This is a genomic window from Hirschia sp. (genome assembly GCF_058892565.1).
Map to the genome: position 1 here is coordinate 1 of NZ_JBZXVU010000028.1, position 18867 is coordinate 18867.

Genomic DNA, 18867 nt, shown 5'->3' on the forward strand with positions numbered 1-18867 from the left:
TGATTTTTCTTCTGGCACATTTTCAAGATATTTTAGAATGCCGCCTTTCAGGTGAAACACTTCTTCAAAGCCCATATCCTTGGCCAAAGCTGTCGATTTTTCACAGCGAATACCACCCGTGCAAAACATCGCCACTTTGGGCTTATTGTGCGTGCGTTGGAATTTCTCAAACCATTCAGGGAATTCGCGGAAAGTCGTCGTTTTCGGGTTCACTGCGCCTTTAAACGTGCCAATCTGCACCTCATAATCATTGCGCGTGTCGATCAAAATCACATCATCTTGTGCGATCAAATCATTCCAGTCTTCTGGATCAACATATGTTCCCACAATATTGCTTGGGTCCGTGCCCGGCACACCCATCGTCACAATCTCGTTTTTCAGGCGCACTTTCATCCGCAAGAAAGGCATCTCTTTGGCAAAGCTTTCTTTGTGCTCAGTGGCTTCAAGCCCAGGAATAGAGCGAATATGCGCAAGCACAGCATCAATACCCTCACGGCTGCCTGCGATAGTTCCGTTAATGCCTTCAGTTGCCAGAAGCAATGTCCCCTTCGTGCCCGCAGCCTCGCACGCGGCCAGCAAGGGCGCCTGCAGCTCTTCATAATTTGGAAGCTTAGCAAAGTGATAAAGTGCGGCGACGATAATCTGGGTCATTGTGTTTGTTTCAGTCTAAAATTGATCAGTTCAAAACATTCGGGCGAGAGCATCACTGCCCTCGCCCAAAACCTATTAGCCTCTATCTAACTTAAAAGCTAGAAAACCGGAATACCCTTATTTGTCACATGGAAATAGTGACAAGGATTAGTCAGTCAATTCTGGCTCTTCTGACTTCTTAGAAGATTTCGGTGTGTCCTCTTCATAAATGAAAGCCAGTTTTTTCGTGTCTTTGATATCCACATCAATGGTCACCACACCGCCTTTTTTCAGCTTACCAAATAGCAGTTCTTCAGCCATAGGCTTCTTTACATGCTCTTGGATAACGCGTGATAGCGGACGGGCTCCATAGTCTTTATCATAACCACGCTCTGCCAACCAAGCACGCGCTTTATCAGTTAGAACGATATCAACATTACGGTCAGACAATTGACCTTCAAGTTGAAGGATAAATTTATCAACAACGCGTGAAATCACTTCCTCACCCAATGGCGAGAATGGCACGATCGCATCCAAACGGTTGCGGAATTCCGGTGTGAAGAGCTTTTTGATTGCCTCTTCATCTTCACCTTCACGTTTGCCGCGCCCAAAACCAATGGCTTCTTTGGCAGCATCCGACGCACCCGCATTGGTTGTCATGATCAAAATCACATTGCGGAAATCAATCTTCTTACCGTTTGAATCTGTCAGCGATCCATTATCCATCACCTGCAAGAGAATGTTGAACAATTCAGGATGCGCTTTCTCAATCTCATCTAGCAGCAACACACAGTGAGGATGTTGATCCACACCATCTGTCAGCAATCCACCTTGATCATATCCAACATATCCCGGAGGTGCACCGATCAAACGCGAAACAGTGTGACGCTCCATATATTCAGACATATCAAAACGTAAAAGCTCGACACCTAGAATGGACGCCAATTGACGCGCAACTTCAGTTTTACCCACACCGGTTGGACCCGAGAATAAGTAAGACCCAATCGGCTTATTGGCTTCACGCAGACCAGCACGCGCCAGCTTAATGGCATCAGACACCGCAGCAATGGCTTCGTCCTGTCCGTAAACAACACGCTTTAAATCAGCCGAGATAGACTTAAGAGCCTGTTCGTCCGTTTTATTGACCTGCTTAGATGGAATACGAGCCATCTTCGCAATCACTTGCTCGATCTCTTTTGTGCCAATTTGCTTACGACGTTTTGATTCAGGTTGCAGCCATTGGCTTGCACCCGCTTCATCAATCACATCGATCGCTTTATCCGGCAATTTCCGGTCAGTGATGTGACGCGCTGCCAACTCCACCGCTGTCTTGATCGCATCATTGGTATATCTAAGGCCGTGGAAATCTTCAAAACGAGATTTCAAACCCTGCAAAATCTTGATGGAATCTGCCACAGTTGGCTCAACAACATCAATCTTCTGGAAACGACGCGCCAAAGCACGATCTTTCTCAATGTGCTGACGATATTCTTTATACGTCGTAGACCCCATACAGCGCAGCTCACCAGATTGAAGCGCTGGCTTTAGCAAATTGGACGCATCCATCGCGCCGCCAGATGTCGCACCCGCACCGATAACCGTGTGAATCTCATCAATAAACAACACAGAACGCGGCTGTTCTTCTAGCTCTTTAACAACCTGTTTTAAACGCTCTTCAAAGTCACCGCGATAGCGCGTACCCGCAAGCAAAGCGCCCATATCAAGAGAGTAAATAATGCTCTCCCCAAGGATTTCAGGGGCTTCACCATCGACGATACGTTTAGCAAGACCTTCGGCAATGGCAGTCTTACCAACACCGGGATCACCAACCAGCAATGGGTTATTTTTACGGCGACGACATAATACCTGAATACAGCGATCCACTTCTAGCTGACGCCCAATCAAAGGGTCCGTTTTGCCAGAACGTGCTTTTTCATTTAAATCAACACAGTAAGCTTGTAGCGCTTCACCGCCAGATTTAACTGTTTCGTCTTTATCTTCGCCAGCGCCATCCACAGGTCTTGAACGAGACATGCCCGGCTTTTTCGCGACACCATGTGAAATGTAATTGACCGCATCATAGCGTGTCATATCCTGAGCTTGCAGGAAGTAAGCAGCGTGGCTTTCACGTTCGGCAAAGATAGACACAAGCACATTGGCACCTGTCACTTCATCTCGACCAGAGCTTTCAACATGCAAAACCGCACGCTGAACAACGCGCTGGAAAGCCGCTGTCGGATGCACATGCTCATCATCGTCAACGACGATAGAATTAAGCTCTTCATCCATATAATCATTTAGGTCGCCGCGTAGCTTGTCTATATCCAGCTTACACGCGCGCATGACCTCCGAAGCATCTTCATCTTCTGTCAGCGCAAACAACAAATGCTCAAGCGTGGCATATTCATGCTTGCGGTCAGACGCAAGATGTAACGCTTTTTCAAGCGCACGTTCTAGGCTGGGGGTCATTGAAGGCATTTGGTAACCTCTACTCTTCGCGTTCCATCGTACATTGCAGAGGATGCTCACTTCTGCGGGCAAGGTCCATCACTTGCGCCACTTTTGTTTCAGCAACCTCATATGTGAACACTCCACACACACCCACGCCTGTATTATGGACATGGAGCATGACTTTTGTCGCTTCTTCACGAGTCTTGTTGAAGAAGTGCTCAAGAATGAGAACAACAAACTCCATGGGGGTGAAGTCGTCGTTCAATATTAAAACACGGTACAAAGACGGACGTTTTGTCTTTGTCTCTGTCCGCGTTGCGACGCCCGTCTCATCGTCGGGGCCTGTTGGGGTATTATCGTCTGACATAAACCTATCGAAATCTAACCAACATCACATTGCTCCAAACAAATAAAAAGCTCAGAGCGCTTTAATCATACACAATAGATATGAAGATACTCTCCCAATGTAAGAGGGAAGCCACAATATTGTGCAATCCCAATCTAAGACTTATTACCAAGTAAATCCAGCCATCGTTCAATTCGTTTGCGATTTACACCAAAATCTTTTCGCCCATATTTAGATCGCGAATAGATTGCGAGGGTTGAGCCGCCCTCATCTGCTTCTAAAAAACAAACGCTTATATAGTCTGGCCAGCCGACCAAAGGTGTTCTCTGGCGCAGCTCCATGCAAAATTCTTCATCCTCCAATACGGACAGCCTTGACTCATTTTCAATTGCGCGCACAAATTCGACCTTGAGCTGGGCAGGTGTTTTTCCAGCATAAACAGGAGCCGCCCCGTTAGGTTGCGCATTCTGACAATAGCCCTCGGGTGCCAATAAATAAGTGTTTGGCGTTTTCGGCAGTGTCATCGTTTTTAGATTTAACATTCAGATAACATTTCTTTGATCAATTTTGGCCTACAAATTATATTCAGTTAACCACACTTCAATGAATGCAGCCTAACATCAATCTTGAAGTACGTCGTTTTCGATAAACAGGATCATAACAGACATGGCATTTTCGTCCGCATTCTCTGGTCTAATCAAAAAGCTCATCACAGCTTTGGCCCTGTCTTTATGTGTTATCGCACCCGCGAGCGCAGAAAAATACGCATCCTATGTGATCGATATCGACACCGCTAAAGTGCTTCACTCTCGCAATGCGGATGATCCACGCTTTCCAGCCTCCATCACCAAAGTGATGACACTTTACATGGTGTTTGATGCGCTAAAAGCAGGCGAATTAATGCTAACGGACGAACTAAAAATTTCACGTGAAGCGTCTAAACAGCCCCCTTCCAAGCTTTATCTAAAGCCGGGCGAAACAATCAGCGTCGAAACAGCCATCAACGCACTCGTCACAAAATCAGCCAATGATGTCGCCGTTGTTATCGCCGAGCGTCTTGGTGGATCAGAAACACGTTTTGCAGCATTGATGACAGCCAAAGCGCGCCAGCTTGGTCTTAAAAACACACGCTTTAAAAACGCATCCGGCCTGCCAAACGCCGCCCAACTCTCAACAGCACATGATCTTGCGATATTGGGAGAAGCCATGTTGCGCGATCACGCTGATTATTATGACTATTTCTCCACGACAGAGTTTAAATACGGCAGAGCTAATTACAAAAACCACAACAAACTTCTTGAATCTGTTCGCGGCGTAGATGGCATCAAAACAGGCTATACCCGCGCATCTGGCTTTAACCTACTCGCATCTGCCGAGCGCGATGGACACCGCGTTATCGCTGTCATGCTAGGCGGCGCAACATCCAAATCACGCAACGCTCACGTCACCGACCTTTTAGAAGCTGCATTTGATGTTATCGCAACTGGCGAAGATGAAAAACCAAGCATCACAACCCGCATTGCTTTTAACGAATTGCGCGGCCTAACAACAGATGACCTCAATCATTATGCGCTTGATGAAATGGACAGCTTCAGCACCGATGAAATCGACCTAGAGCAAGGCTCCGCTGAATAGCATTTAATTCCCAACACTTGCCAAAACGAACAACTCTGAGTTTATGTGTTGTTTGAACCTGCCTAATATGCGATGAACTATGCGTGCAAATTAAGACTGCACGCATATTATGGGTTGGGGCATATGGTAAAGTATAGAAACGCGCTAGATGGCTTGCGGGCTATCTGTATTATTTTCACAATTTTCAATCACATTTCATTCGTACCAAGTTACATAGATGGCTCATTTGGCGTAGATATTTTTTTCGCTCTCAGTGGATGGCTAATCACTTGGCTTCTATTGCGCGACTCATCGCAAGACCAAAAAATCAATCTAAAATCTTTTTATATCAGACGTTTCTTTAGAATTGTCCCTTTATACGCCTTCACAATTTTCATCTATTTTTGTGCTTCCGAACTCTTGGCGCGCATAGGGCAACCAGAAAAACAAAATGAATTTTTCACTGCCCTTCCTTACATTGCCTCTTTCAATAGTGAGTTCAGACCAGTAGAGGCAGGCAACTCCTTTCTACACGCATGGACACTCGGCATAGAAGAAAAATTCTATATTATTTGGCCGTGTATTCTATTTTTCTTGCTCAAAAAACCTCTCTGGGCATTCACGGTATCCGCGCTTATCATTGGCGGCTTGCTCTTTGCGTCCAACGGCGAAAGCTTTTTTGTTCGCGGCTATTTTGGGCTGGCTTTTGGTGCTTTGTTGGCCATCATCGTAAAAAACAAACCACGCCTGATAGACATATTCAAAAAAAGCGAAATTGCTTCCATTTGTGTCGGCCTGATGGTCCTCACATACATAGCGTCACTCATATTTCCGATGGTCAATATCTGGAATTTAGCCATGTCGTTTTGTGGTGCCGGACTTGTTGCTAGTTTGTGGTTTAATGAAGATAGCCCAACTTCCCGAATATTATCCTTTTCTCCGCTTGCATGGGCAGGAAAACTCACATTTGCAATCTATCTCACACATGTGCTCGTCTTAAACGCTGTGGAAATTGGTATTGATAAACTCGGCTTAGAAAACTCAATGATGCTAGAGTTTACTCTCGCCTACCCGCTCTCAATTGCTTTTGCATACATACTGCACATCACAATCGAAAAACCTTGCATAACAATGGGTCGCAAGATTGCCAGCGGCCCTATTTTCCAAGCTGGATTTTCACCTCGCATATAATTAGAAGCATCGGATAACGCAAAACTTATCCCCGCCCCAGAAAACTTGCGCCATATTAAGCGCCTCAATCCTTGAGGGCGGCTCGCGACCGGACGTGTTGGGATTGGCAAAGTGATTTTTCAAATCGGGTGGCAATTACGAAAAGAGAGCCAAAAGCTCCAAGGCTTAAACACCCCAAAAGAAAAACCATGAGACGAGGCATGCTTATTTGCGGCCCAAACTATCGCTGGCATCCCGTGTTTGGATCGGGACCAGCAATTTAGACTAAGACTGCCAAAAATAAGCGTGCCTCGTGCCCTTACTCTGGTTATTTAAAATTCAATATCTGATACCTTCGCATGCTCTGTCATAACGAAGATTTCTGTGCAGCCACTGACAAATCGGCATCTTCCGCCTGCGCATCCAGCCATTCTTGCTTAAGCGTTTCACTTGTGCTGCCAGAGCCATCAGGCTGCCAGCCGGGCGGATTAAACATTCGCCTCACCCATCTATCAGGGCGCAATCCATCAGATATACAGTCTGAAACAAACTCCATCACCCCATGATAAGCCAGATAAAGCGGATTATAGGATTCCACATTCTTCACCAGACCATACACACAAGGATCGCTTTTCAATTCCGGTGTAAATGTACCAAACATCTTGTCCCAAATGATAAACACACCCGCATAATTCATATCCAAATATCGCGGATTGGTCGCATGATGCACACGGTGATGGCTTGGCGTGTTCATTATCGCTTCAAACCATTTGGGCATTTTATCAATCGCTTCTGTATGGATCCAATATTGATAAACCAAATTAAAGCTCATCGCGAATGCCATAAAAGCAGGATGCACACCCAGAAAAATCAATGGCGCACCAATCACAAATAATCCGGTAAATGGTCCCAGCCATGGTTGGCGTAATGCCGTTGTCAGATTGTAATGCTGTGAAGAATGATGCGTGACATGCGACATCCAAAACCAGCGCATGCGATGTCCAAAACGGTGTTTCCAGTAATAGACAAAATCCGTCACCACAAACACAATAATAAAGCTCCACCACGTCACTGGAAGCTCAAAAACTCGATACTCCCACACCACTAAAAGCGCAGCAATCGCCAAGAAACCCGTCACTGTATCAACAATAAGATTGCCAATTCCCAGAGAAACTGACGTGATTGCATCATTAGTTTCATACCGGCCACGCACGCGTTTGCTTCGCACTGCCCACCATTCCAGCACCAATGTCACAAGGAAAAAGGGAATTGCATAAACCGTCGGTGTGAAAAATTCTGGTATGGTTTATCCTCCGCTTGATAAATCGATCCTACAAATTCTTCCAAGGCACTCTGGATATTTGAACATCCTCTTTATTAGTCGCATATCCCACATAAAGATAATCGCCCCAGATCACGCTTTTGGGATAGCTATAGCCAATACTTTTGTATTTTCCCTCATAGCGCAAAGCCTGCAAATCATCGCCGCCGCGCAGCAGCCACGCTCTGTCAAAAACGACACCATCTTTGCTTAAAGATACAACCAAAGGCGACCTTATCTTGGTATTGCGCGGATTATTGACGCGGAACACATCACCATTTGGCAAATTGCCAGCACTCTGTTTCGAGCGAGAATCAGGAAACGCGGCAAGCTCGGGATCTGTCCAGCTCACGCCATCATTTTCACTAACAGAAACAATCGTTTGATAGCTACTGTCTTGATCCCGAAACACCATAACAAGATCCCCATTCGGGCGCAAAAACCAGCTCGGTTCAATTTCGCGGCTAACAGCTTTTGTCGTTGGCAAATTCTCAAATTCACCTTGCGTCCAACCCGTTATTCCCAATGGGTCATCCGTGTAAAACGGCTTCACATGCAGGCCTGGTGATGTGTGAAAAGCCGTTACAATCCGGCCAGTCCTTGTCGTATAAGGGTCCTGTTCAATAACCCCGTTTACCGGCACACCGTCTATATCAAGCACACGCTGCGGAGTGCTCCAGACCACACCATCTTTGCTGTAAATGTATTCAGTATATCCGCTTCTATCTTCATAGGTAAAACTTGGCCAAACATTGATATAAGCGATGAGCGTTTCACCATCTGTCCACCACCCACCACTGGTCACAATCGCATTGTCACGCGCTGGAGCTAAGATTGCAGGCAGAGACCAATTTTTTCCTTCATCTGAAACGCTGAATTTAACTTCTGTTTCAGGCCCATCTTCATCTTTGATAGAAGACTGCCATTGCGCATAAAGCTTGCCCTTAAACGGCAAAAGCACAACGCCATTATTATAGCGATAATCTGTTTCTTTTGGTTCAAAAATAGTAAATATTTCAGTGTCTTGGGCACGAACCAAACCTAGAGTTTCTGTATTTTCTTGATCAAAAAGTTCAGCTTGCACATGGATTAAAGGCGGCGTTGTCACACCCACTTTGGCACAATATGCCAATAAACCAACACAGATCAAACTTAACAAAATTCTAGTTTTCATATCCACCCCTTTAATTTTAGAGGCACATACTAGAGGGCGATTTGCCCAAAAGGCAATTACTTAGCTTATGTAATCAAACATATTTTGCAGGGTCAGAAAGAAATTTCTTCGCCTTCCATACCGGGCAATTTCAGCACGATAAGTAGATCACGAATTTCCTGACGCGCCGCCACATGGCTCATCGTGAAAGCGACATTTGATCCAGCCTCAGTCAGATCAAGCAAAGTTAACCCCATAGGAAACAGCTCACGATAAATCACACGCTCAGATAATCCCGGTGCAATCCGAAATCCAATACGGCGAGCCAAATTGTCCAAAGCCTCACCCACGCGCTGTTTATTACGCGCATCAAGGGGCGACATGCGGTTACGCATCACCACCCAATCAATCGGCTTACGGCTTGTTTTTGCTTTACGTTTGCGACAATCCCACACTTGCTCTGCATAAAAACTTGGGCGCACGACTTCTAGAGTTTGAGGGTCGATATCCCCCAAAAGATCAAAGTCAACAAAACTATCATTTAGCGGTGTAATCAAGGTATCAGCAGATGAATGCGCCATGCGGGACAAAAATGTATCCCCCCCCGGACTATCTACGAGTATAAAGTCACATGTCTGAGACAAACGCTTAATACTGCCTTCAAATCGCTCAGCCTCTTCTAACTCAGCTGCATCAAGGTCACGTGCCTGACTTGCATCAATACGAACAGTCTCGGGCACGGGTAGATTTCCACCCGATGTTTGATTCCAGCGAATACGGTTTTCAAGATAGCGCGAGATGGAACGTTGACGGACATCAAGATCAAGAAATCCGACCTTTTTACCCATACGCATAAGGGCCACAGAAAGATGCATGGCCACAGTCGATTTACCTGCGCCACCCTTTTCATTACCTATGACAATGACGTGCGCCAAACGATTGCCGGCTGATTTGCCAGCGCCCGCTTGTTCGGCCAACTCTGTTGCCATACCTGTTACTCCACAATCCGCATTATACTATTGAAGCGTTCTTCCGTCGTCGGACGGTTCACATGCCCCAGCTACACGGCTTAGATCAACACATACTTCGGTAAGATCTTCTGCATTTGCAAAAGGTCCTGTGGATAAACGTACACCGCCGCCAACTTCGTCATAGAATGGCGTAAGTTCCTCTAGGTCTAGCTCACCTTCAAGGCGGTTCCAATCAGCAGACGCCGCACCCTGTGTTGGGTAAAGTCCAAGATCTGCGTATCTAAACAATGATTGCCCGTTTTCCATTTCAGGTGCTTCATCATACTGAGTTTCCGCTTCGGACACATCAATCATAGGTGTCGAAGCAGAAGGTATATGTTGAGCAGCTTCAGAAACAGGCTCCGGCGCAGCTGAGTAATTTGCATCGCTATAGCTTAGCGCAGCTTCATCCACAGGCTGCATGATCTCAAGCGCACTGCGAAGCGTCTTAAGTTCAACATTCAAAGCCTGAACCTTGGATTCGATTTCATCGACCATAGCCAACTCATCAGTCGGTTGGTAGCTGCGTAGATCTTTGGGGATCAAAACGCCTTCAGGAGGGTCTTGTCGAAGACCATCATCTACATATGAAGTTTCACCAGATCCGGAAATGCGGGTGCACGCTGATAAAGCGATAGCGCCTACAGAGAAAACCGAAACACGAAGAATATGGAGCAAATTTATTTTCATAAGACCAATTTCGCTCAACGTGGTTAACACATCATTGAGAAAGGTAGCAGAAAACCAGCATTTTACGATCACTTCTTGATAATTTTAGCAAAAGAAATTAACGCTTCGCCTCATGAGCAAAAATAACACGATAACTGTCCTTAAGACACCTTCAGAATTACGCGACTGGCGAATTGAACAAATACGCCTTGGTAACACCATTGGATTTGTTCCAACCATGGGCGCTCTACACGCTGGACACATATCATTGGTGGAAGAAGCCAAACGCCATAGCAGCAGCGTCATCGTCTCTATTTTTGTAAACCCGACTCAATTTGCGCCGCACGAAGATTTTGACAGCTATCCACGCACTATGGATGAAGATCTAGAAAAGCTCACTTCAGCAGGCTGTCATGCAGTCTACTGCCCTGTTGCTAAAGATCTTTACCCTGAAGGAAATTGCACACAGGTATATGTTGAAAACCTGTCTAAAATCCTTGAAGGCGAGCACCGCCCGCATTTCTTTGGCGGCGTCACAAACATTGTCTCCAGATTATTTACCCATGTTGCACCAGACATCGCAGTCTTTGGTGAAAAAGACTATCAACAGCTTCAAATCATCAAACGCATGACATTAGATCTGGGTATGCAGATTAAAGTCATTGGTGCTAAAACAATGCGTGAACCAGATGGTTTGGCGATGTCTTCTCGCAATAGATATCTCTCGCCTGAAGACCGCGAAAAAGCTGGAAAATTTGCTCAAGCTCTGCGAAAAGCGGCACAAGCCATTGAAAATGGTAGCCTAATTTCATCCACAATAGATCAAGCTATTCAGGATATATCAGCAGCAGGCCTTGGCCCAATCGACTATGTCGCCGTCAGAGATGCAAGCTCATTGGAAGACCTCGGAACAGATACGCTGAAAAAAGGTGTTGATGCACGCATCCTCACAGCTGCCTGGATGGGCAAGACGCGTTTGATCGACAATCTACCTCTGTCTCGCAATTAATCGCTACCAAACACCCGCTTCTTTTAGCGCTAATTCAAGGTGAATTGGCGTATCTGCAGGTGCAGGCGAGGATGGGCTAATATCTGGTGGCACATCAGAGTCTTTCAAATAGCGCCACCCCTGAAACGGGCGTTTCACCTTCACATGAACAGGCACAAGCTCAGGATCAAAATGGATGAGGCAGAATTTTGGTGCCCCCTCAATCTCAACGCGTTCAATCTCGATAATTCGCTGACGCAAGCAAATTTTATGCTTGATGACCCAATACATCGAGCCACCGTTAATAATCTCAGCACCTCGCTTGGGCATCATCCGCGTTTCATGCACGGGATTGGCAGATAAGCCTGCTGCTCTGCGTTGTTGCATAACGTGTTGTTGCCACTCGGTGAAACTCTCAATAGATTCAGCACCGGCAGCGAGTTTGATCATGTGAAGCGCCATCACATATAAATAGAGCGACTCTTTTTAAAGGCCAGCCCCTCATATAATTAATTTGTGGGGATACGTTTTGACTCTAATTGCTGATTGGCATCGCTAGCGAGAGAAAACGCAACATCCGTCACCTTCACAGAAAATGTCCGCTCACCCTTAACACCAAAACGCCCACCACGCGCGTAAAGATCATATCCAGTGACAAAAGTGACGCCCCATTGCTCAGATCGACCAAAGCTATAGACCTGCCTATAGCTATCCACCCACGCACCTTCTGGTGTTTTGAATGGCTTATTGATCGAATATTCAAGACGAGACAAAAGCCCTGTATTCGCATCCAGATTTAAACCGCCGACCATTTGTTGTGAGACTAACGCATCTACCGGACCGTCATTATTTGAAAGCTTGTGTTGAAATTGCACATTCCAGCCATTTGCCGTTTGAACGATGTTTCCCTGCCCTAAACTAGAACGCAGATCATCAGCAAACAAACGAACATCAGGCTGAACTTCCCGCGCCCAATCATCGACAATTGCGTCCAATTCTTCATCAACCCCAACACGCCGGCTAATGCGAAAGCGTCGGCTCAATGGTTTTAGCGGGTCGTATTCTATTTCTCGCACTGCGCCAGAACTAGATATGGATGCACGAAAAGCAGCCCGCATAGAAGGAACAGGTTCCGCATCAAGCAGCGCGATGTTTAACGCTTCAATAGGTGAGATTTGCGCCCCAGCTAAATAGAAAAATGCACTCACCAACCCCATTTTACGACTTTCTCAGCAAACCGGTTTAGGAAATTTAGGCCTCAGAATAGAAAAAAGCTCCTAAGGAAAGGTTTCCGAAGAAGCTCTTCTCCACACCAGCCTTTGCACGAAATTACGTCCAAAAAAGGTGATTTTCATAACAACACATGGGCAAATTATTCGTCTTCACTTTTAGCCCAGCTAGGAGAGCGATCTTCTACTGCTGCTGTCAGACCTTCTATTCCTTCAGCAGAGGCTCGCTGTTTTGCACTCAAGCGTGCAACTGAATGCATCAATGAAGAATCTATAGGTTCTTCTAAAACGTGCGAGATGAGAGCTTTTGTATTCGCAAGGGCTGAAGGACCAGCTTTAAATGCGAGCGATGCCATATATTCAGCGAGATTTTCCATCTCTGCCTCATCTTCAACAGCATATTGAACAAGGCCGATCTGTTCCGCGAAATCACCATCGAAAGTTTCACCAGTTAGAAATAATGCTTTGGCCCAGCGTGGCCCAATCGCTTCAACGACAAAAGGCGCAATTGTTGCCGGTAGAATACCTCGCGCAACGTCAGGAAAACTAAAACCGACATTTTTACTGGCAATAGCAATATCACAAGCAGCGACAATGCCCACACCACCGCCCCGTGCATCACCATGCACCATAGCCAAGGTCAATTGAGGCATTTCGTATAATTTACGAAGCATATTTGCCATGGCCAGCGCATCTTCTTCGTTTTCTTTTTCGGTGTAGTCGATTGCAGCTTTGGTCCATTCTTTATCGCCGCCAACAGAGAAAACATCTCCCGCTCCCCGGAAAATAACAAAGCGGACTTCTACCGTCTTGGATACAAGATCAATTGCATCACTCAACTCTTCGACAACCAGCGAATTAAAAGCATTGTGCTGCTCAGGACGGTTGATCAGGATAACCGCAACGCCCAATCGCGAAACATCAAGCTCAATATGCTCATAAGTGGACATGGAAGACTCCCTTTCGTGTATATGCATCTTTATGCACCCTATACCCGCCAACAGCATTACCACCAGTGCCATTTGGGCGCAGTTAATTCGCTTTAATAAAAAAGCCGATGAATAATTTGAAATTCTTGGTGTCAATTTGTTTGGGTTTGTCGTGTAAACTTCATTCGACAACAAGACTCTCAAAAGTTAGAGCCGTCTTAAATTGATACGAGCGTGAAATATGGGCCTGTTACCTAGTCGAGAAAACAAACTCAGCCAAACGATATTGGACGGGCTCCCCTTTCTTCAGGATGTGCCCAAATCAACGCTGAAACTTCTTGAAAATGACATGGCGCATTTTTCCGTTCCAGGCGGTCAGCAATTATTCGCCGCCGGTGCGCCCGCCGATGCTATCTATTTTGTTATTTCAGGCTCTTTGGGAGCATTTACCCCCAAGAGTGATGGACGGTCCGAATTTCTTGGTCATATTCGTACAGGCGAGCCTGTTGGTGAAATAGCCCTTGTTGCCGGTGAAAACCATCAAAACGATGTGTACACCCTTCGAGACACAGAGCTTGTTCGTCTCACGCGACAAGGATTTATGAAGCTCATCAAGTCTAATCCCGGACTGCTGGAACGCCTCACGCGCGTATTATTACTGCGCCTCAGAAAATCGCGCCGCAAACAACCAAGACGCGCTGAACCACGCGTCTTTGCTCTCATGGCGACATCACCCACGATTGACGTTGATTTAAGAGCTAAGGCGCTCGCTAAAGAACTGGAAAACCTATCTTTCAAAGTCAAAATCGTCGATGAAAGCGATGCTGACAAAGACTCAAGATATTTTGATGATCTAGAAGCGCGCCACGACATCGTTATTTTCAAAACAGCCATCGGCGACAGCAATTGGTTCCGTATGAGCCTTCGCTATGCAGACAGAATTTGGATTCTTGCCAGAGCAGACGCCCATCCATCGTCACCATTAATGCCTGATGATGAAAGCCCGACACGTCAGTTCAAATTGGTTGATATTATTCTGCTTCATCATGGCAATTCACGAATTGGTGCTGAACCTGCCAAATGGAGAGATGCTGCAAAAGCGTCTCGCATATTCCATTGGGATGGTCTCAATGACGATGATTGTAAACGTCTGGCACGTGTCATGGCTGGGCGATCTGTGGGGCTTGTTATGTCTGGTGGCGGTGCACGTGCATATGCCAGCATTGGCGCAGTGAGAGCTTTAAGAGAAGCAAAATGTCCTATTGATCTTGTAGGCGGCACCTCGATGGGGGCTGTGGTAGCTGCTTGTGTCGCATCTGGCTGGTCGGACGATGAAATTGACAGGCGTATCCGCAAAGCCTTTGTCGAATCAAACCCCTTAGCGGACTACACACTTCCAGTCGTTGGGCTCGTAAAAGGTCACCGTGTTGATGGAAGGCTGGCAGAACACTTTGGGGATATCAATATTGAATCATTAGAAATCCCTTTCTATGCAGTTTCAACCAACTTAACCCATGGCGCTGTTCGTATTCATACCGAAGGTTTGCTTCGTCAGGCATTGCGTGCATCAATTGCACTACCGGGAATTTTGCCTCCAATTGTCGATGGTGAACAAGTTTTAGTTGATGGGGGTGTTCTAAATAACTTCCCTTCAGATGTTATGAGAGAACTACACAGAGGTAAAATTATTGGCGTGGATGTTGCCCAAGCAGACCGAGGTTTAAATCCTCAGGATTTTGTCAATCCACCCGGATTTTTTAGATGGACAATGAAGCATGGCTTCTCAGCGGCTCCGCCAATCGCAGCTCTTTTAATGCGGGCAGCGACAGTCAGTGTGGACCCAAAAGATGGTTCACAATATACGGATGTACTTATCACACCTGATATCGAAGATACGGAATTACGCGACTGGAAAGCTTATGATGACATTGTCGAACGCGGCTATATCGCGACCAAAAAGGCACTTACCCAATTAAACGGCCCGATCGCACGCACATTGATTACGTCAACTTAAGCGAACAATGCCATTAATTACTCGGCATCTTTCTCTACGCCCCGACGCGACACAAGAAAATAAGCAGCCATAAGGAATATGACACCGCCAATAGCGATCATCAAAGGACCGTAAGCAATATCGCTTTGTTTTACAATTTGGCCAGGTTGCGCTTTTTTATAAAAATCAACTATGCCAAATATAATAACGGCAATAGATGCAATAAGTGCACTCAACCACAAACGTTTGCCGGCTTTATTTTCACTGTATTCGCCGACACTGCCAACATCATATGATAGCTCGTCCGTCAGTGAAGTCTCGTTCCCGATTTCATCTCTAATGTCGACTTCTGGCTGCAATGCAGTATCCGCATAACCATACCCATTATCTGTCGTTTTCTTGACTTCATCTTCAACCGAGCGCGTAAGTGGCAATTCTTGTTCTGAGCTATCTCTCGTCAGCGTTTCTGATAAATTCCAAGCGTTCTGTTCTGGTTCTTGGTTAGTTGAAGCATCTCTGTCCAGCTCAACCGGCTTATCATTGATTTCTTCTGACAAAGCTTGAATTTCAGGCTGAAAGATATTTGCAAGACGAGCAGCTACAGCATCAGCAGCCTCTTTCGGGGTTGTCGCCTTGCTAGAAAGTTTAGCAGCATGCGCTTCCTCTCTTGCAGCCTGCTCACCCAATAAACTTGAAATCACCTGTTCTGGTGTTTCTACTTTTTCTTCAGTTTCCAACAACTCGATGTCATTTGCAGCTTCCATTTTGTTTGCAACAAAGGAATCCGACTTACGGCCAATTTCCTGAGTGCTAGAGCCATCTTCAAAAGTGTCATCTAACGCCAAATCATCATTCGCAATCAAACGCTCAACTTTGTTTACAGCCATCGCGATTGAAGTCAGTTCAGTCTTCTCTTCTTCGAGCGAATTGATATTGCCATCTTCATTGCCAGCATCTTGTTCGACGCTTGCCTCTTCAGCAAATTTACGTTCAGCTTGTTGTAAAGCGTCATCGACTTCTACGCCAATTGCATGAAAAACCTCTTCATCGGTTTCTCCAATAAACACAACTTCCTGATCATCTAAATTGGATGTATCAAACTGATCCGTATTCGTGACTTTATTTGCAGGTATTACGCCCTCAGAAAAATCCGATTCGCCATTAAAATTGAAATCTGGCTCAAGGTTTTCTTTTAAATCGACTGAAGGATTGGAAGCCTCAGGAATGGGTGAACCTGTTGCGAGAAGCTGCTCTAAAGCAGACGTCATATTCTCAATATCGTCACTTTGAGTTTCAATTTCGGGTTCTTTTTGAACGTCATAAACACTCACATCTTTTTGAGGAGCAACCAGTGGCGTCGCTGCTGTTGCCCGTCCGTCTGGATGTTCAAGAAATAGAGCTTTTTCAATTGCCCGGCGGCGCACGAGAGCATCCACCACACAAACATGACCATTCAAACGCGCTTTGCGCCAAACTTCCATAGCGTGAGCGGCACGAATATGTTCACCAGAATTCAAGAAACGAAGCACTTCACTGTCCCGAAATAGGCCAAGCGAAATATTGGACGCAAATGAAACAATAGCATCATGTTGGTTTTGATTTAGCGGTGAGAATAAAAGATCCTCCAACGCTTCTTCAATCGGCTTTAAATCATAAATCAACAATGCTTCAGCATCTTCAGGAGAGACACGAACACCTTCTCTTGCTGATTTTACGTGGCCATACCCAACGACCCAACGTCCGTCAGGAAGACGTGTCGCACGCTCACGAAAGCCCTCAAAGCTCTTGATAAGTGCTAGCCCCGAACGAGAAATACGAAGTGAGAAAGTCATATTGGTTTGGCCTGAAGTTTATTACTATACCTGCAATCTAGCTACAGATATGCAATAAGGGCGCCTCTTTTGCGGCGAGTTTAAAGCAGAACAGCAGATGCCAAACCTAGAAACGCGCAAAAACCGACAATATCAACACTTGTTAACACAAACACAGACGAAGCAACTGCTGGATCAGCACCTAATTTTTGTAAACCTAGCGGCACTAACACACCTGCCAGTCCTGCCCATAAGAATGTGAAAAACATAGCAACACTGATGACGCCGCTTAGCTGGGGGTCCTTAAACCAGATCAATGCCATAAGGCCAACACCAAAGGAAAAAACAAGGCCATTTACAAGCGCAGTTAGAAACTCTCTGCGCACGGCCCGTCCTGCACGCGGCCCGAGCAAATCCCGTTCTGCAATTGCGCGAACCGTAACTGCCAAGGCCTGAGATCCTGCATTCCCTCCAAGAGCTGCCACAACCGGCATTAAAACAGCCAATGCGATAATTTGCGAAAGCGTTTCTTCAAAAACTGAAATTGCACCAGAGGCAAGAAAGGCCGTGAACAAATTTACACCCAGCCACGGCGCACGAGATCTCACCGCATCCCAGACAGACTGATAAGAACCACCATCATTCACACCAGAAAGCGCCAAAAGGTCTTCCTTGTTTTCGTCCTGAATAACATCAACCATATCATCAATGGTGATCATACCTGTCAGCCGTCCACCTTCATCAACAACAGGCGCAGAAGCTAGATTGTATTGCTGAAATATGAAAGCAACGTCTTCCTGATCCATTTCAGGTTTAACAGCAGCAGAAATATCAACACCCAATTCTGCCAAAGGCGTATCACGCGTGGCTCGAATAAGGTTGGATAATGGCACGGCACCAACAAACCGAAACCCTGGATCAACGAGATAAACCTCAAAAAATGGCTCGGGCAAATCATCAGCTGACCGCATATGATCAATAGCTTGTCCGACAGTCCAGAATTCAGGCGCAGCAACAAAATCTCTCTGCATGAGACGACCAGCCGTCTCTTCGTCAAAATTCAAGGATGTTTCAATTGCTGCTCGGTCACTCGCATTGATTTGTTCAAAAACCCGTTCTTGACGATCTTCCCCCAAATCAGCAGCCAGCAAAGCAGCGTCATCAGAGTCTAAATTTTCCAAAACATCTGCGAGATGCCGGTCTGACATCAGATCTACAGCATCAGAACGTAGATCTTCTGAAAGCTCCGCGATCATATCTGCCGGTAATTTATCGCGCAGCAAGGATACAGCCTGACGAAAAGTTGGGCGCGGCATTTGCTCAAACACATCAGCCATATCAGCTGGGTGCAAATCACCCATAGCGACAATCAAGCCGTCACGCGCATCAGCATCGACAAGTTCGACAAACAAATCGACGGTTTCTGCATCAACTCCGGCAGTTTCACCAGTCAGTTCGTCATTGCTATTAGGATTGTTTGTTGATTGCTGAGTCATGCCATTGCCTCGCAGACTGATTCCAAACTTTTCTTAGACCAAATGCGTCAACAAAGC

The 18867-nt window shown here is 46.0% G+C and carries 17 protein-coding genes; 4 read left to right on the forward strand and 13 right to left on the reverse strand.

All coding sequences use genetic code 11. The features are described 5' to 3' along the window. The 4 genes from trhO to AC5EF3_RS11020 all read right to left on the reverse strand — a co-directional run. Positions 1 to 651 (reverse strand): oxygen-dependent tRNA uridine(34) hydroxylase TrhO (gene trhO / locus AC5EF3_RS11005; RefSeq protein WP_493548082.1); only part of this gene is annotated, 651 nt, incomplete at its 3' end. Positions 652 to 798: 147 nt separating this feature from the next. Then, positions 799 to 3108, reverse strand: a complete 2310-nt coding sequence (clpA, locus tag AC5EF3_RS11010; RefSeq protein ID WP_493548083.1) for an ATP-dependent Clp protease ATP-binding subunit ClpA — start codon at positions 3106 to 3108, stop codon at positions 799 to 801. A gap of 10 nt (positions 3109 to 3118) precedes the next feature. Beyond that, entirely contained in the window at positions 3119 to 3448 is a 330-nt protein-coding gene (gene clpS / locus AC5EF3_RS11015) for an ATP-dependent Clp protease adapter ClpS (protein ID WP_015827836.1), read from the reverse strand. 134 nt (positions 3449 to 3582) lie between these two features. Next, positions 3583 to 3969, reverse strand: coding sequence for a DUF1499 domain-containing protein (locus AC5EF3_RS11020; protein ID WP_015827837.1), 387 nt, complete (start codon positions 3967 to 3969; stop codon positions 3583 to 3585). A 124-nt stretch (positions 3970 to 4093) separates the two neighbouring features. Here AC5EF3_RS11020 and AC5EF3_RS11025 point away from each other — a divergent pair, with 124 nt between their 5' ends. Further along, the gene (locus AC5EF3_RS11025; protein ID WP_015827838.1) at positions 4094 to 5062 is read left to right on the forward strand and encodes a D-alanyl-D-alanine carboxypeptidase family protein; all 969 of its coding nucleotides are present in this window, start codon (positions 4094 to 4096) and stop codon (positions 5060 to 5062) included. Between the two features lie 123 nt (positions 5063 to 5185). Next, a complete protein-coding gene (locus AC5EF3_RS11030) occupies positions 5186 to 6232 on the forward strand; it encodes an acyltransferase family protein (RefSeq protein ID WP_493548084.1) in 1047 nt (348 codons plus the stop codon). Positions 6233 to 6578: 346 nt separating this feature from the next. On the opposite strand, the gene AC5EF3_RS11035 is transcribed toward AC5EF3_RS11030, so the two are convergent. From AC5EF3_RS11035 to AC5EF3_RS11050, 4 genes are all read right to left on the reverse strand, one after another. Further along, positions 6579 to 7439 carry a sterol desaturase family protein gene (locus AC5EF3_RS11035; RefSeq protein ID WP_493548085.1) on the reverse strand — a complete coding sequence of 287 codons (861 nt, stop codon included), beginning with the start codon at positions 7437 to 7439 and terminating at the stop codon, positions 6579 to 6581. 103 nt (positions 7440 to 7542) lie between these two features. Further along, positions 7543 to 8706, reverse strand: a complete 1164-nt coding sequence (locus tag AC5EF3_RS11040; RefSeq protein WP_493548086.1) for a sialidase family protein — start codon at positions 8704 to 8706, stop codon at positions 7543 to 7545. A 92-nt stretch (positions 8707 to 8798) separates the two neighbouring features. Beyond that, positions 8799 to 9674, reverse strand: coding sequence for a division plane positioning ATPase MipZ (locus AC5EF3_RS11045; protein ID WP_015827843.1), 876 nt, complete (start codon positions 9672 to 9674; stop codon positions 8799 to 8801). Between the two features lie 27 nt (positions 9675 to 9701). Further along, a complete protein-coding gene (locus AC5EF3_RS11050) occupies positions 9702 to 10385 on the reverse strand; it encodes a hypothetical protein (RefSeq protein WP_493548087.1) in 684 nt (227 codons plus the stop codon). Positions 10386 to 10497: 112 nt separating this feature from the next. Here AC5EF3_RS11050 and panC point away from each other — a divergent pair, with 112 nt between their 5' ends. After that, on the forward strand, positions 10498 to 11373 hold the full coding sequence (gene panC / locus AC5EF3_RS11055) for a pantoate--beta-alanine ligase (RefSeq protein WP_493548088.1): 876 nt from the start codon (positions 10498 to 10500) through the stop codon (positions 11371 to 11373). A gap of 3 nt (positions 11374 to 11376) precedes the next feature. Here panC and AC5EF3_RS11060 read toward each other — a convergent pair whose 3' ends face one another. The 3 genes from AC5EF3_RS11060 to AC5EF3_RS11070 form a co-directional block, all read right to left on the reverse strand. Then, positions 11377 to 11802 carry a DUF1489 family protein gene (locus AC5EF3_RS11060; RefSeq protein WP_233356666.1) on the reverse strand — a complete coding sequence of 142 codons (426 nt, stop codon included), beginning with the start codon at positions 11800 to 11802 and terminating at the stop codon, positions 11377 to 11379. Between the two features lie 59 nt (positions 11803 to 11861). After that, the gene (locus AC5EF3_RS11065) at positions 11862 to 12569 is read right to left on the reverse strand and encodes a hypothetical protein (RefSeq protein WP_493548089.1); all 708 of its coding nucleotides are present in this window, start codon (positions 12567 to 12569) and stop codon (positions 11862 to 11864) included. Positions 12570 to 12724: 155 nt separating this feature from the next. Beyond that, a complete protein-coding gene (locus AC5EF3_RS11070) occupies positions 12725 to 13531 on the reverse strand; it encodes an enoyl-CoA hydratase-related protein (RefSeq protein WP_015827848.1) in 807 nt (268 codons plus the stop codon). A gap of 220 nt (positions 13532 to 13751) precedes the next feature. Between AC5EF3_RS11070 and AC5EF3_RS11075 the strand changes: the two genes are divergently transcribed. Beyond that, complete coding sequence (locus AC5EF3_RS11075) at positions 13752 to 15524, forward strand: patatin-like phospholipase family protein (protein WP_015827849.1); 1773 nt, start codon at positions 13752 to 13754, stop codon at positions 15522 to 15524. Between the two features lie 17 nt (positions 15525 to 15541). Here AC5EF3_RS11075 and AC5EF3_RS11080 read toward each other — a convergent pair whose 3' ends face one another. After that, a complete protein-coding gene (locus AC5EF3_RS11080; protein WP_493548090.1) occupies positions 15542 to 17335 on the reverse strand; it encodes a lysozyme in 1794 nt (597 codons plus the stop codon). Positions 17336 to 17415: 80 nt separating this feature from the next. Continuing rightward, positions 17416 to 18810 carry a magnesium transporter gene (mgtE, locus tag AC5EF3_RS11085; RefSeq protein ID WP_493548091.1) on the reverse strand — a complete coding sequence of 465 codons (1395 nt, stop codon included), beginning with the start codon at positions 18808 to 18810 and terminating at the stop codon, positions 17416 to 17418. Positions 18811 to 18867: the final 57 nt, after the last annotated feature.